Consider the following 13,584-nt stretch of genomic DNA (forward strand, 5'->3'; position numbering starts at 1 on the left):
GCCCATGAACGAGGTCGCGAGCCTGCAGCAGGCACTGGCCCAGGCCGGCTACGTGGCGGAGCCGGCCCTGTCGGCGGCCCTGCTGCTGATGCTGGACCTGCAGCGGCCCCTGCTGCTGGAAGGCGACGCGGGCGTGGGCAAGACCGAGGTGGCCAAGGCGCTGGCTGCCGTGCGCGCGACGCGCCTGATCCGCCTGCAGTGCTACGAGGGCCTGGACGCGCACGCGGCCATGTACGAATGGAACTACCAGCGCCAGCTCCTTGCGATCAAGCTGCTGGAACAGGACGACCGCAGCGTGGCCGAGAAGGAGCAGGACATCTTTTCCGAACGCTACCTGCTCAAGCGCCCACTGCTGGAGGCGATCAGCTGCGACCAGCCGCCTGTGCTGCTGATCGATGAAGTGGATCGCGCCGACGCGGCCTTCGAGGCCTACCTGCTGGAACTGCTCTCGGATTTCCAGCTTTCGATTCCCGAGCTCGGCACCGTGCGCGCCGTCAGCCGGCCCCTGGTGGTGATCACCTCCAACGGAACCCGCGAACTCTCGGATGCGCTGCGCCGGCGCTGCCTGTACCAGTACATCGACTACCCCGACCACGAGAAGGAACTGGCCATCGTTCGCATGAAGGCGCCCGAGGCGGCGCCGGCGCTCGCGCGCCAGATCGTTTCCTTCGTGCAGGCCGTGCGCCAGCTCGAACTGCAAAAGAAGCCCGGCGTCGCCGAAACGCTCGACTGGACGGCGGCGCTGCTGCGCCTGGGCATCGCGACCATCGACCGGGACGGCGCCGAGCGCATCCTGCAGACCCTGGGCGCGCTCATCAAGACACGCGAGGACCGGGCCGCGTTTCCGCGGGAAGCGGTCGCGCGGCTGGCGGCAGCATGCTGAACACCGACGCCGTGGCCGCGCGTGCCGGCGAGCGGCTGGCCGGCTTTCCCGGTTTCCTGCGCGCCAACGGGTTCGGCTTGGGAGCCGGAGACGCGGTGGAGGTCCTGCAGGCCGCGGGGCGCGTGGGCGTGCTCGATCCGCAGCGGCTGCGCTGGAGCCTGAAGGCGCTGCTGTGCGGCCGCTGCGACGAGTGGCGGCGTTTCGACGAACTGTTCGACGCCTGGTTCCTGCCGGCGAATCGCTGGGCTGCGCCGCAGCTGCGCGAGGTGGAGGCGCGGGCCGGCGCGCAGGGCGCCCTGTCGCAAGCCGGTGCGGCGCCCGCCGAGGACGATCCGCTGCGTCCGCGCGATGCAGCGAGCCGCGAGGAAGCGCTGTCCTCGGCCGACTTCCGTACGCTGGACGAGCGCGAACACCTGCTGGAGATCGAGGCGCTGATGCGGCGCTTCGCCCGCCGCCTGCAGCCGATCCGGGTGCGCAGGCAGGCGCGCGACCGCCAGGGCCGGCGGCTGTCGCTGCCCGCCACGATCCGGCGCAGCGTGGAAAGCGGCGGCACCCCCTTCCACCTGTGCTGGCAGGCGCCGCGGCGCGTGCAACCGCGGCTGGTGCTGCTGCTGGACGTGAGCCGATCCATGGCGGCCTACAGCTTCTTCTACCTGCGGCTGGCCCGCGCCCTCGCCAGCGAGCTGGCCGACGTGCACAGCTTCATCTTCCACACGCGGATCACCGCGGTGTCCGAGGCGTTGCGAGACCCCGACCCCTGGCGCGCCCAGGAGCGATTGCACCTTCTGGCGCAGGGCTGGGGCGGCGGCACGCGCATCGGCGAAAGCCTGGCGCAGTTCAACCGCGAGCACGCCCCGAGGCTGGTGCATTCGCGCACCGCGATCCTGGTCCTGAGCGACGGCTACGACACGGGGGACCCGGCGCAACTGGGCCAGGCGCTCTCGCAGCTGCGCCGGCGGGCCCGCCGCATCGTCTGGCTCAACCCCCTGTGCGGACGGCCCGGCTATGCGCCGGTCAGCCAGGGCATGCAGGCGGCCCTGCCGCACCTGGACCTGCTGGCGCCCGGCGCCAGCCTCAAGGCGATCGCCGCGGTCCTGCCCGAGCTCCTGGAGGCGTTGCAATGAACACCGATCCGGCTGGTTTCCGTTGTTCCGCCGTGGTGCTGGCGGCCGGACAGTCGTCGCGCATGGGCGGGCCCAACAAGCTGCTGCTGCCCCTGGCGGGCGAACCGCTGATCCGCCGCACCCTGCAGACCGTGCTGCAGGCCGGCATGCAGGAAACCGTGGTGGTGACCGGCCACCAGGGACGCGAGGTCATGCGGGCCGTGCTGGACCTGCCCGTCACCGTGCAGCCGAACCTGCGCCACGAGGACGGCCAGATGCGTTCCGTGGCGGCCGGCGTGGCGGCGCTGGCGCAAGCCACGGATGCCATCCTTGTCTGCCCGGGCGACATGCCCTTGCTCACGCCGGACGACCTGCGGGAGCTGCTCGCCGCCTACCGCGCGCACCCCGAGGCGTCCATCGTGATCCCGCGTTTCGAGGGCGCGCGCGGCAACCCGATCGTGTTCGCCGCCTCGTATGCGCCGGAGGTGGCCGCCGGACGCCGCCTGATTGGATGCCGCAAGCTGGCCCAGCAATATCCCGAGGAGACCTGGTACTTCGAAGTCCGCCACGACCGCTACACCACCGACCTCGACACCCCCGAGGACTACCGGCGGGCGCAGCAACGGCTGGGCCTGCTCCACGAGGCGGAGGCATCGTGACCGCCGCTACCTGGGCAGCGCTGGGCGTGCTGCTGGTCCTGGCCGGTCTGCTGGCGCTCGCCCGGTTGCGGCCGGCACGGGGCGGCCTCACTTCGCCGCAGTGGATGCTGCTGCTCGGCGCTCTCGGCATGGCATGCGGGCTGGCGCTGGACGCCCGCCTGGGCGGACTGGAAATACTGGCGGCCCTGTGCTCCGGTCCCGCCGACCTGGGAGGCATGCTGGTCCTGCACCTGTCGCAGCTTCCGCTGTCGCACGCGGGGATGCTGGCCGGTGGCCTGGTCGTAGTGCCGCTGATGCCGAGGCTGCGCCGGGGCTGCCGCCGGCAACTCTGCGCCCAGCTCGGGCAGAACCTGCTGTGTTCCAGCTGGATGGTGGTCGGGATGGCCGCCGGATCGCTGGTCTTCCTGCAGCTGGCCGGCTGGAGCGGCGCCGTGCGTGAGCCCGCCGCCGTGCTGGCAGGAATGGCGGCCGGCATGGTGTGGGGCATGGTCGCCAGCGTCAGCCTGGTGCAGGCTCTCATCCGGCTGAGCTACGGCCCGCCGCCTGCGGCCCACGGCGGTCCTTGAATCCGGCGGCGAGATCGCCAGCTGGGATGCAAGCCCGAACGCGCCGCTCCTGCGGCGCCTACACCCGAATGCATTGCGAATCAAGTCTTTGCAGGCTACAATACCGGCTTCACGACCAAACGGGCGGGTACCAACCGCCCGTTTTTTTTGGCTGATCGACTACCAACTTGGCACTTCAGGACATCGTCGCGCAAACCGTGGCCGGCCTCGGCTATGAGCTGGTGGAGCTGGAACGCTCCGCCGGGGGAACATTGCGCGTGACGATCGACTTCCCCTGGCAGCCGGGGGAAGAGCGCTCGGTCAACGTCGAGGACTGCGAGCGGGTCACGCGGCAGCTGCAGTACACGCTCGAAGTCGAGGAAGTCGACTACAAGCGGCTGGAGGTGTCGTCGCCCGGCATCGATCGGCCGTTGCGGAACGAGCAGGATTTCGAACGTTATGCCGGCGAGGTCGTCGACATCACGCTGAAGGCGCCGATGGGGGCCGCCGCCGCGGGGCAGGTCGCGCCCAACCGGCGCAAGTTTCGCGGCACGCTGGAGAAAGCGGATGCCGGCTGGCAGCTGACCTGGAGCGATGAGCCCGAGCCGAAGCCGGGCCAGAAGGTCTCCAGGAAGAGGGAGCCTGCGCCGCTGCAGGTCCTGGGTTTCACGCTGGACGAACTGAAGGAAGCGCGTCTGGCGCCAATTGTGGATTTCAAGGGGCGCAAGCGCGCCGGGGTTCAGGAGCAAGGGAAATGAATCGCGAACTGTTGATGCTGGTGGACGCCATCTCGCGGGAGAAGAACGTCGAGCGTGACGTCGTCTTCGGCGCGGTCGAGGCAGCCCTGGCCCAGGCCACCAAGAAGCTGTACCAGGGCGAAGTGGACATCCGCGTGGCGGTCGACCGCGACACCGGCAACTACGAGACCTTCCGCCGCTGGCTGGTGGTCCCCGACGAGGCCGGCCTGCAGAACCCGGACGCCGAGGAACTGCTGATGGACGCCAAGGAACGCGTCGCGGACGCCGAGGCGGGCGAGCACATCGAGGAAGGCATCGAGTCGCTGCCGATCGGCCGCATCGGCGCCATGGCCGCCAAGCAGGTGATCCTGCAGAAGATCCGCGACGCCGAGCGCGAGATGCTGCTGAACGACTTCATGTCGCGCGGCGACAAGATCTTCGTGGGCACCGTCAAGCGCATGGACAAGGGCGACATCATCGTGGAGAGCGGCCGCGTCGAGGGACGCCTGCGCCGCGGCGAGATGATCCCCAAGGAAAACCTGCGCAACGGCGACCGCGTCCGCGCCATGATCATGGAAGTGGACCTGACGCTGCGCGGCGCTCCCATCATCCTGTCGCGCTCGGCCCCCGAGTTCATGATCGAGCTGTTCCGCCAGGAAGTGCCCGAGATCGAGCAGGGCCTGCTGGAGATCAAGAGCTGCGCCCGCGACCCGGGTTCGCGCGCCAAGATCGCCGTGGTCTCGCACGACAAGCGGGTCGATCCGATCGGCACCTGCGTCGGCGTGCGCGGCTCGCGCGTCAATGCCGTGACCAACGAACTGGCCGGCGAGCGCGTCGACATCGTGCTGTGGTCGGAAGACCCGGCGCAGTTCGTGATCGGCGCGCTCGCGCCGGCCAACGTGAGCTCGATCGTCGTCGACGAAGAGAAGCACGCGATGGACGTGGTGGTCGACGAGGAGAACCTCGCCATCGCCATCGGCCGCGGCGGCCAGAACGTGCGCCTGGCGTCCGAACTGACCGGCTGGAAGATCAACATCATGGACGCCAACGAGTCTGCGCAGAAGCAGGCCGAGGAACAGTCCACGATCCGCGCCCTGTTCATGGAGAAGCTGGACGTCGACGAGGAGATCGCCGACATCCTGATCGTGGAAGGATTCACCAGCCTCGAGGAAGTGGCCTACGTGCCCATCTCCGAAATGCTGGAGATCGAGTCCTTCGACGAGGACACGGTCAACGAGCTTCGCACGCGCGCCAAGGATGCGCTGCTGACGATGGAGATCGCCCGCGAGGAGAGCGTCGAGGAGGTTTCGCAGGACTTGCGCGACCTCGATGGCCTCAACCCGCAACTGATCGCGCAGCTGGCCGATGCCGGCGTGCACACCCGCGACGACCTGGCCGACCTGGCCGTCGATGAATTGACAGACATCACCGGCCAGTCCGCGGACGAAGCCAAGACCCTGATCATGAAGGCGCGGGAACACTGGTTCACGGGCCAGGCTGCCACTGCAGCCGCGCATGAGTGATGGGAGGAACTGAGAACACATGTCGAGTACCACCGTCGCCGAGTTCGCCAACGAACTCAAGAAATCGACCGAGACGCTGCTGGAACAGCTGAAGAGCGCCGGCGTGGCCAAATCCGCGCCGACCGATCCTCTCTCGGATGCCGACAAGCAGAAGCTGCTGGGCTACCTCCAGGCCAGCCACGGCACCGCCACGCCCGAGCGAAAGAAGATCACGCTGGTCAAGAAGTCCACCAGCGAGATCAAGCAGGCCGACTCCACGGGCAAGGCACGCACGATCCAGGTGGAAGTGCGCAAGAAGCGCACCTTCATCAAGAGGGACGAAGGATCCGACACCGCCGTGGTGGAAGCGCCCGAAGTGGCCCACGCGCCCGCGTCGCAAGGCCCGGACGAAGCCGAGCTCGCCCGCCGCGAGGAGGAAGCCCGCCGCCAGGCCGAGCTGATCCGCCGCCAGGAAGAAGAGCTGGCCGCCAAGCGCCAGGAGCGCGAAGAGCAGGAAGCCCGCGAGCGCGCCGCCGAAGAGGCGCGTGCCGCTGCCGAAAGGGAAGCGGAAGTCCGGGCGGAAGCCTATTCCGCGGCCAAGGAAGGCGCGACCGCCGCCAAGGCCGCTGAAACCGAAGCGGCCCAGGCCGTGGCCAAGGCGCAGGCGGAAGCCCGCGACAAGGCCGTCACCGAGGCTCGCGAGAAGGCCGCCGCCGAATCGAAGGCCCGCGCCGACGAGGAAGCCGCGCGTGCCCGCGACCTGGGCGAGCGTCGCCGCAAGGCCGAGGCCGAAGCCGCCGCCATCCGCTCGATGATGAGCGCACCCAAGAAGGTCATGGTGGCCAAGGCGCCGGAAAAGCCGGTGGCCAAGGCGCCGGAGCCCGCCAAGCCGGGCGTCAAGGGCACGCTCCACAAGCCGCCCGCGCAACCGGGCCGTCCCGCCGCGCCGGGCGCTGCTCCGTCGCCGACCGGCCCGGGCGCCGGCAAGGAAGTCAAGTCCGCCAAGCTGTCCTCCAGCTGGGCGAATGATCCTGCCAAGAAGAAGGAAATCAAGACCCGCGGCGACTCGTCCGGCGGCGTCGGCCGCAATGCATGGCGTGGCGGCCCGCGCGGTGGCCGGCGTGACCATCGCGACCGCGATGACCACCAGCAGGCCGCTCCGGTGGAGCAGCGCGTCATCGAAGTGCACGTGCCGGAGACCATCACGGTGTCCGAGCTCGCCCACAAGATGGCGATCAAGGCTTCGGAAGTCATCAAGGCGCTGATGAAGATGGGCCAGCTGGTCACCATCAACCAGTCGCTGGACCAGGACACGGCCATGATCGTGGTCGAGGAACTGGGCCACAAGGCCGTGACCGCGGCGCTGGACGACCCGGAAGCGTTCACCGAGGAAGACGTTGGCCAGCAGACGGCCGAGTCGCTCCCGCGTGCGCCGGTCGTCACCGTCATGGGCCACGTCGACCACGGCAAGACCTCGCTGCTGGACTACATCCGCCGCGCCAAGGTGGCGGCGGGCGAAGCCGGCGGCATCACGCAGCACATCGGCGCCTACCACGTGGAAACGCCGCGCGGCGTCATCTCCTTCCTGGACACCCCGGGCCACGAGGCGTTCACCGCCATGCGGGCCCGCGGCGCCCAGGCGACCGACATCGTGATCCTGGTGGTGGCCGCGGACGACGGCGTCATGCCGCAGACCAAGGAAGCCATCAAGCACGCGAAGGCGGCGGGTGTGCCTATCGTGGTGGCGATCAACAAGATCGACAAGCCGGATGCCAACACCGACCGCGTGAAGCAGGAACTGGTGGCCGAACAGGTCGTGCCCGAAGAGTACGGCGGCGAGTCGCCGTTCGTGGCCGTGTCGGCCAAGACCGGCCAGGGCATCGACGACCTGCTGGAGCAGGTGCTGCTGCAGGCCGAAGTGCTGGAACTGAAGGCGCCGGTGGACGCGATGGCCAAGGGCCTCGTGATCGAAGCGCAGCTGGACAAGGGCCGCGGCCCGGTGGCGACCATCCTGGTGCAGTCCGGGACGCTGAAGACCGGCGACGTGGTGCTGGCCGGCCAGACCTTCGGCCGCGTGCGCGCCATGCTGGACGAGAACGGCAAGAGCATCAAGGCGGCCGGTCCCTCCATCCCGGTGGAGATCCAGGGCCTGACCGAGGTGCCGCAGGCCGGCGACGAGTTCATGGTGATGTCCGACGAGCGCCGTGCGCGCGAGATCGCGACCTACCGCGCGGGCAAGTTCCGCAACACGAAGCTGGCCAAGCAGCAAGCCGCCAAGCTGGAGAACATGTTCTCGGACATGACCGCCGGCGAGGTCAAGACGGTGCCGATCATCGTCAAGGCCGACGTGCAGGGTTCCCAGGAGGCGCTGGCGCAGTCGCTGCTGAAGCTGTCGACCGACGAAGTGAAGGTGCAGATGGTCTATGCGGCCGTCGGCGGCATCAGCGAGTCGGACGTCAACCTGGCGATCGCTTCGAAGGCCATCATCATCGGCTTCAACGTGCGCGCCGACTCCGGCGCACGCAAGCTGGCCGAAGGCAACGGCATCGAGCTGCGCTACTACAACATCATCTACGACGCGGTGGACGAGCTGAAGGCCGCCATGTCCGGGATGCTGGCGCCCGAGAAACGGGAAGAGGTCATCGGCTCCGCCGAGATCCGCACCGTCTTCGTGGCCTCCAAGATCGGCACGGTCGCCGGTTGCATGGTCACCTCGGGCCAGGTCACCCGCAGCGCGCACTTCCGCCTGCTGCGCGACAACGTGGTGGTGTACACGGGCGAGCTCGAGTCGCTCAAGCGCCTGAAGGACGACGTGCGCGAGGTCAAGGAAGGCTTCGAGTGCGGCATCAAGCTGAAGAACTACAACGACATCAAGGAAGGCGACCAGCTCGAATTCTTCGAAGTCAAGGAGATCGCGCGCACGCTGTAAGCGCTGTCCCGGTGAGTCCATGAAGCGAAAGTCATCCACCCCCAACCGCGGCTTCAAGGTCGCCGACCAGATCCAGCGCGATCTGTCGGAGCTGATCGCGCGCGAGCTGAAAGACCCGAGGGTGGGGATGGTGACGATCAACGCCGTGGAAGTCACGCCGGACTACGCGCACGCGAAGGTGTTCTTCAGCATCCTCGTGGGGGATCCGCAGGAGACGACCGAGGCCCTGAACCAGGCCGCCGGTTTCCTGCGCAACCACCTGTTCAAGCGCCTGCACATCCACACCGTGCCGACGCTGCATTTCCAGTTCGACCGCACGACCGAGCGCGCGGCGGACATGAACGCCCTGATCGCCAAGGCTGTTTCCTCCCGGGCAAAGGAGGACTAGCCGTGAACGCGCCACGCACCAGGGTGCAGCGGCGCCCTGTGCATGGGGTGTTGCTGCTCGACAAACCGCTGGGATTCTCCAGCAACGATGCCTTGCAGAAGGCCAAGTGGCTGCTGCGGGCGGAAAAGGCCGGCCACACGGGCACGCTGGATCCGATGGCCACCGGGGTGCTGCCCCTTTGCTTTGGCGCGGCGACCAAGTTCAGCCAGCTGCACCTGGATGCGGACAAGACCTACGAGGCCGTGGCGCAGCTGGGTGTGCGCACGGCGACCGCGGACAGCGAGGGCGAAGTGATCGCCCGGGCCGAGGTGCCGGTGATCACGCCCGAACGGCTGGCGGAGGTGCAGGCGGAGTTCACCGGGCCGATCGTGCAGGTGCCGCCGATGTACAGTGCCTTGAAGAAGGATGGCAAGGCGCTCTACGAGTACGCGCGGGCCGGCGTCGAGATCGAACGCGAGCCCCGGCAGGTGACCGTGTTTTCGCTGAAGTTGACCCTGGACGCCCCCGACCGGCTGAAGATCGTCGCCCGCGTGAGCAAGGGGACCTACATCCGCACGCTGGGGGAAGACATCGGCCAGGCCCTGGGTTGCGGAGCCCACCTGGTGTCGCTGCGCCGGACGGCCACGGGGCCGTTCGATGGTTCGCAATGCCTGACGCTGGCGGAACTCGAAGCGCTGCCCGAGTCCGACCGCCAGGCCCGGCTGCTGCCCGTGGAGTCGCTGCTGCCTGGTCATGCCCGGGTCACGCTGGGCACGGAAGATGCTGGTCGCTTCCTCAGCGGGCTGCGGCGACGCGGCGGCTGGGGCGATGCGCAACAGGTTGCCGTTTTCGGGGAGGCTCCGCGCGCGCTCCTCGGTACCGCTCACGTCCAGGCGGGGGAATTGATTCCCTCCCGCCTGCTGAGCCCGATCGAAATTCAACAAATCCTGGGTTCAGAGGAGCCCCTACCCGTATGACGCAAATCCGAAACATCGCCATCATCGCCCACGTCGACCATGGCAAGACCACCATGGTGGACCAGCTGCTGCGCCAGTCCGGCACCTTCGCCGACCACGAGAAGGTGGTCGACACGGTGATGGACAACAACGCCATCGAGCGCGAGCGCGGCATCACCATCCTGGCCAAGAACTGCGCCGTCAGCTGGAAGGGCACGCACATCAACATCGTGGACACGCCCGGCCACGCGGACTTCGGCGGCGAGGTGGAGCGCGCCCTGTCCATGGTGGACGGCGTGCTGCTGCTGATCGACGCGCAGGAAGGCCCGATGCCGCAGACCCGCTTCGTGACCAAGAAGGCGCTGGCCCTGGGCCTGCGGCCGATCGTGGTCGTGAACAAGGTCGACAAGCCGGGCGCCAACCCCGACAAGGTCATCAACGCCGCGTTCGACCTGTTCGACAAGCTCGGAGCGACCGACGACCAGCTGGACTTCCCGGTGGTGTACGCCTCCGGCATCAACGGCTGGTCCTCGCTGAAGGAAGGGCCGGCGGGTGAGCAATGGGGCCCCGACATGTCCGCGTTGTTCGACACCATCCTGCAGCACGTCCCGCAGCACGAGGGCGACCCCGAGGCACCCCTGCAGCTGCAGATCTCCGCACTGGACTACTCCAGCTTCGTGGGCCGCATCGGCGTCGGGCGCATCAACCAGGGCACCATCCGCCCGATGATGGACGTGCTGGTAATGGAAGGCCCGGACGGCAAGGCCGTCAAGGGCCGCGTAAACCAGGTGCTCACGTTCGAAGGCCTGACCCGCGTGCAGGTGAAAGAAGCGGGCCCCGGGGACATCGTGCTGATCAACGGCATCGAGGACGTCGGCATCGGCGTGACCGTGACCGACCCGCTCAATCCGGCGCCGCTGCCCATGCTCAAGGTGGACGAGCCCACCCTGACGATGAACTTCTGCGTCAACACCAGCCCGCTGGCGGGCCGAGAAGGCAAGTACGTCACCAGCCGGCAGATCTGGGACCGGCTGCAGAAGGAACTGCAGTCCAACGTGGCGCTTCGCGTGAGCGAGACCGCCGAGGAAGGCGTGTTCGAGGTGATGGGCCGGGGCGAACTGCACCTGACCATCCTGGTCGAGAACATGCGCCGGGAAGGCTATGAACTCGCCGTGTCCAAGCCGCGCGTGGTGTTCAAGGAGATCGACGGCGTCAAGTGCGAGCCGATCGAGCTGGTCACCGCCGACATCGAGGAGCAGCACCAGGGCGGCGTGATGCAGGCGCTGGGCGAGCGCAAGGGCGAGCTGATGAACATGGAGCCGGACGGCCGGGGGCGTGTCCGCCTGGAGTACCGCATTCCCGCCCGGGGCCTGATCGGGTTCTCCAACGAGTTCCTGAACCTGACGCGCGGATCCGGCCTGATCTCCAACATCTTCGACGGCTGGGAAGGGCACAAGGGCGAGATCGCCAGCCGCAAGAACGGCGTGCTGATCTCCATGGACGACGGCGAGATCTTCACCTACGCGCTGGGCAAGCTGGACGACCGCGGCCGCATGTTCGTGAAGGCGAACGACCCGGTGTACGAGGGCATGATCGTCGGCATCCACAACCGCGACAACGACCTGGTGGTGAACGCCACCCGCACCAAGCAGCTGACCAACTTCCGCGTGTCCGGCAAGGAAGACGCGATCAAGGTCACGCCGCCCATCGACCTCACGCTGGAATACGGCGTCGAGTTCATCGAGGACGACGAACTGGTGGAGATCACGCCCAAGTCGATCCGGCTGCGCAAGCGCTTCCTGAAGGAGCACGACCGCAAGCGCGCGATGCGAGAGGCCGCGTAAGCACCAGAAGCCCGGCCCGTCCGGGCTTCTTCGCTAAGATGCCCGGGATTTCCGCCGGGCCGAGCGTCCCGGCCGCGGCTTGACGCGCCGCGCCGACAACAAGATGAAACTCACCCATACCAAGGCCGTGTTCCTCATGGTCGCGGTGACCCTCATGTGGTCCATCGCGGGCGTGATCACGCGGCACCTCGAACACGCGCGCAGCTTCGAGGTCACCTTCTGGCGCAGCTTCTTCACGGTGGCGTCGCTGCTGGTGATCCTGCCTTTCTTCCAGGGCCGCGTCGTGTTCACCCGCATCCGCGAGGGTGGCTGGCCGCTGTGGCTGTCCGGCCTGTGCTGGAGCGTGATGTTCACCGCCTTCATGGTGGCGCTCACGCTCACCAGCGTGGCCAACGTGCTGGTCACGATGGCCATCGGCCCCTTCCTGACGGCGCTGATCGCGCGCATCTTCATCGGCCACCGCATCCCGTTCCGCACCTGGGGCGCGATCCTGCTCGCCGGCGCCGGCATTGCCTACATGTTTTCGGCGCAACTGGAAGGCGGTCAGGTCGCCGGCACCGTGGTGGCGCTGTTCGTGCCGCTCGCCAGTGGCGTGAACTGGACGGTCACGCAGCGCTCGCACGCGCAGGGCCGCGATGTGGACCTCGTGCCGGCGGTGCTGGTGGGTGCCGCGATCTCCTCGCTGGTGTCCCTGCCGCTGGCCATGCCGCTGCAAGCCTCCGCCCACGACGTCGGTCTGCTGGCCGTCCTGGGGTTGGTGCAGCTGGCCATCCCCTGCGCGCTGGCGGTGGTCTGCGCCCGGGTGCTCAAGGCCCCCGAAATCGCCTTGCTGGCGCTGCTGGAGGTGATCTTCGGCATCGTCCTCGCGTGGATCGGCGCGGACGAGATCCCGAGCCAGACGGTGCTCGCGGGCGGGGCGCTGGTGATCGGGGCGCTGGTCGCCAATGAGATGGTGGGCTGGAGGCAGAGGGCCTCATGAGCGAAGTGCTCGCCGAGGTCCGGGGCAGCGCCGGCCTGATCACGCTGAATCGCCCGAAGGCGCTGAACGCGCTGTCGCTGGGCATGATCCGCGAACTCAGCGCGGCGCTGCTCGCCTGGCGCGACGACCCGCGCGTGGAGCGCGTAGGCGTGCGTGGCATGGGCCGGAAGGGGCCCTTTGGCGCGTTCTGCGCAGGCGGCGACATCCGCTTCTTCCACCAGGCCGTGCTCACCGGCGACCCGAGGCTGGAGGACTTCTTCACCGAGGAATACACACTCAACCACATGGTGCACGCCTATCCGAAGCCCTACGTCGTCTTCATGGACGGCATCGTGATGGGCGGCGGCATGGGCATCTCCGCCCACGGCAGCGACTACGGCCTGCGGATCGCGACCGAGCGCACCCGGATGGCCATGCCGGAGACGAACATCGGCCTCTTCCCGGACGTCGGCGGAGGTTGGTTCCTGGCGCGCTGTCCTGGCCGCATCGGCGAATACCTCGCCCTGACGGGGCAGCCGATCACCGGCGCCGATGCCGTGGCGGCGCGCCTGGCCGACGGGGTGCTCGCCTCATCGGATCTGCCCGCGGTCTGGGACAGCCTCGCCGACGGGGAGCGCTTCGAGCGGGTCCGGGATGCCCTGCACACGGCCAGCAAGCCGCAGGGCGAACTGGCGGCGCGCCGCGGCGACATCGACCGATTCTTTGCGCTTGCCGGCGTGCCGGAGATCGTCCAGGCCCTCGAAGCCGACGGTAGCGATTGGGCAGCAGGGACCGCTGCGCTGCTTCGCAAACGCTCGCCCCTGATGCTGCACGTCACGCTGGAGCACCTGCGCCGCGCCCGCCACATGACGCTGGCGGCCGACCTGCGCATGGAGCGGGACATGGTGCGGAACTGCTTCCGGCTGCGGCCCGGCGCCGCCAGCGAAACCTTCGAAGGCATCCGGGCCCTGGCGATCGACAAGGACCAGGCGCCGCGCTGGAATCCCGCGCGGATCGAGGAAGTCACTCCGGACATGGTGGGCGCGTTCTTCGAGAGCCCCTGGCCCGCGCACGCGCATCCCCTGCGAACCCTGGGCTGAC

12 protein-coding genes are annotated in these 13,584 nt (G+C 68.3%); all 12 read left to right on the top strand.

What is annotated here, in order from left to right:
* The first annotated feature begins 4 nt into the window (after positions 1–4).
* The 12 genes from AC1DSA_RS14290 (at position 5) to AC1DSA_RS14345 (ending at position 13,583) form a co-directional block, all read left to right on the top strand.
* A complete protein-coding gene (locus tag AC1DSA_RS14290) occupies positions 5–883 on the top strand; it encodes an AAA family ATPase (protein ID WP_477890242.1) in 879 nt (292 codons plus the stop codon).
* Positions 877–2,007 carry a vWA domain-containing protein gene (locus AC1DSA_RS14295; protein ID WP_477890244.1) on the top strand — a complete coding sequence of 377 codons (1,131 nt, stop codon included), beginning with the start codon at positions 877–879 and terminating at the stop codon, positions 2,005–2,007. The genes AC1DSA_RS14290 and AC1DSA_RS14295 overlap by 7 nt, the downstream gene beginning before the upstream one ends.
* On the top strand, positions 2,004–2,645 hold the full coding sequence (locus AC1DSA_RS14300) for a nucleotidyltransferase family protein (protein ID WP_477890246.1): 642 nt from the start codon (positions 2,004–2,006) through the stop codon (positions 2,643–2,645). Before AC1DSA_RS14295 ends, AC1DSA_RS14300 begins: the two co-directional genes overlap by 4 nt.
* Entirely contained in the window at positions 2,642–3,211 is a 570-nt protein-coding gene (locus AC1DSA_RS14305) for a hypothetical protein (RefSeq protein ID WP_477890248.1), read from the top strand. The genes AC1DSA_RS14300 and AC1DSA_RS14305 overlap by 4 nt, the downstream gene beginning before the upstream one ends.
* 167 nt (positions 3,212–3,378) lie before the next feature.
* On the top strand, positions 3,379–3,948 hold the full coding sequence (gene rimP, locus AC1DSA_RS14310) for a ribosome maturation factor RimP (protein ID WP_477890250.1): 570 nt from the start codon (positions 3,379–3,381) through the stop codon (positions 3,946–3,948).
* Positions 3,945–5,450 carry a transcription termination factor NusA gene (nusA, locus tag AC1DSA_RS14315; protein ID WP_477890252.1) on the top strand — a complete coding sequence of 502 codons (1,506 nt, stop codon included), beginning with the start codon at positions 3,945–3,947 and terminating at the stop codon, positions 5,448–5,450. The genes rimP and nusA overlap by 4 nt, the downstream gene beginning before the upstream one ends.
* A 19-nt stretch (positions 5,451–5,469) precedes the next feature.
* A complete protein-coding gene (gene infB, locus AC1DSA_RS14320; RefSeq protein WP_477890254.1) occupies positions 5,470–8,358 on the top strand; it encodes a translation initiation factor IF-2 in 2,889 nt (962 codons plus the stop codon).
* 19 nt (positions 8,359–8,377) lie between these two features.
* Positions 8,378–8,746 (top strand): 30S ribosome-binding factor RbfA, encoded by a 369-nt coding sequence (rbfA, locus tag AC1DSA_RS14325; protein ID WP_477890256.1) that lies wholly within the window; start codon positions 8,378–8,380, stop codon positions 8,744–8,746.
* A gap of 2 nt (positions 8,747–8,748) precedes the next feature.
* A complete protein-coding gene (truB, locus tag AC1DSA_RS14330) occupies positions 8,749–9,702 on the top strand; it encodes a tRNA pseudouridine(55) synthase TruB (RefSeq protein ID WP_477890258.1) in 954 nt (317 codons plus the stop codon).
* Positions 9,699–11,525 carry a translational GTPase TypA gene (gene typA, locus AC1DSA_RS14335; RefSeq protein ID WP_477890260.1) on the top strand — a complete coding sequence of 609 codons (1,827 nt, stop codon included), beginning with the start codon at positions 9,699–9,701 and terminating at the stop codon, positions 11,523–11,525. The genes truB and typA overlap by 4 nt, the downstream gene beginning before the upstream one ends.
* 103 nt (positions 11,526–11,628) lie before the next feature.
* Entirely contained in the window at positions 11,629–12,504 is an 876-nt protein-coding gene (locus AC1DSA_RS14340) for a DMT family transporter (protein ID WP_477890262.1), read from the top strand.
* Positions 12,501–13,583 (top strand): enoyl-CoA hydratase/isomerase family protein, encoded by a 1,083-nt coding sequence (locus AC1DSA_RS14345; RefSeq protein ID WP_477890264.1) that lies wholly within the window; start codon positions 12,501–12,503, stop codon positions 13,581–13,583. Before AC1DSA_RS14340 ends, AC1DSA_RS14345 begins: the two co-directional genes overlap by 4 nt.
* Position 13,584 lies beyond the last annotated feature (1 nt).

It is taken from the genome of Ramlibacter sp. P4_H7, from assembly GCF_056400765.1.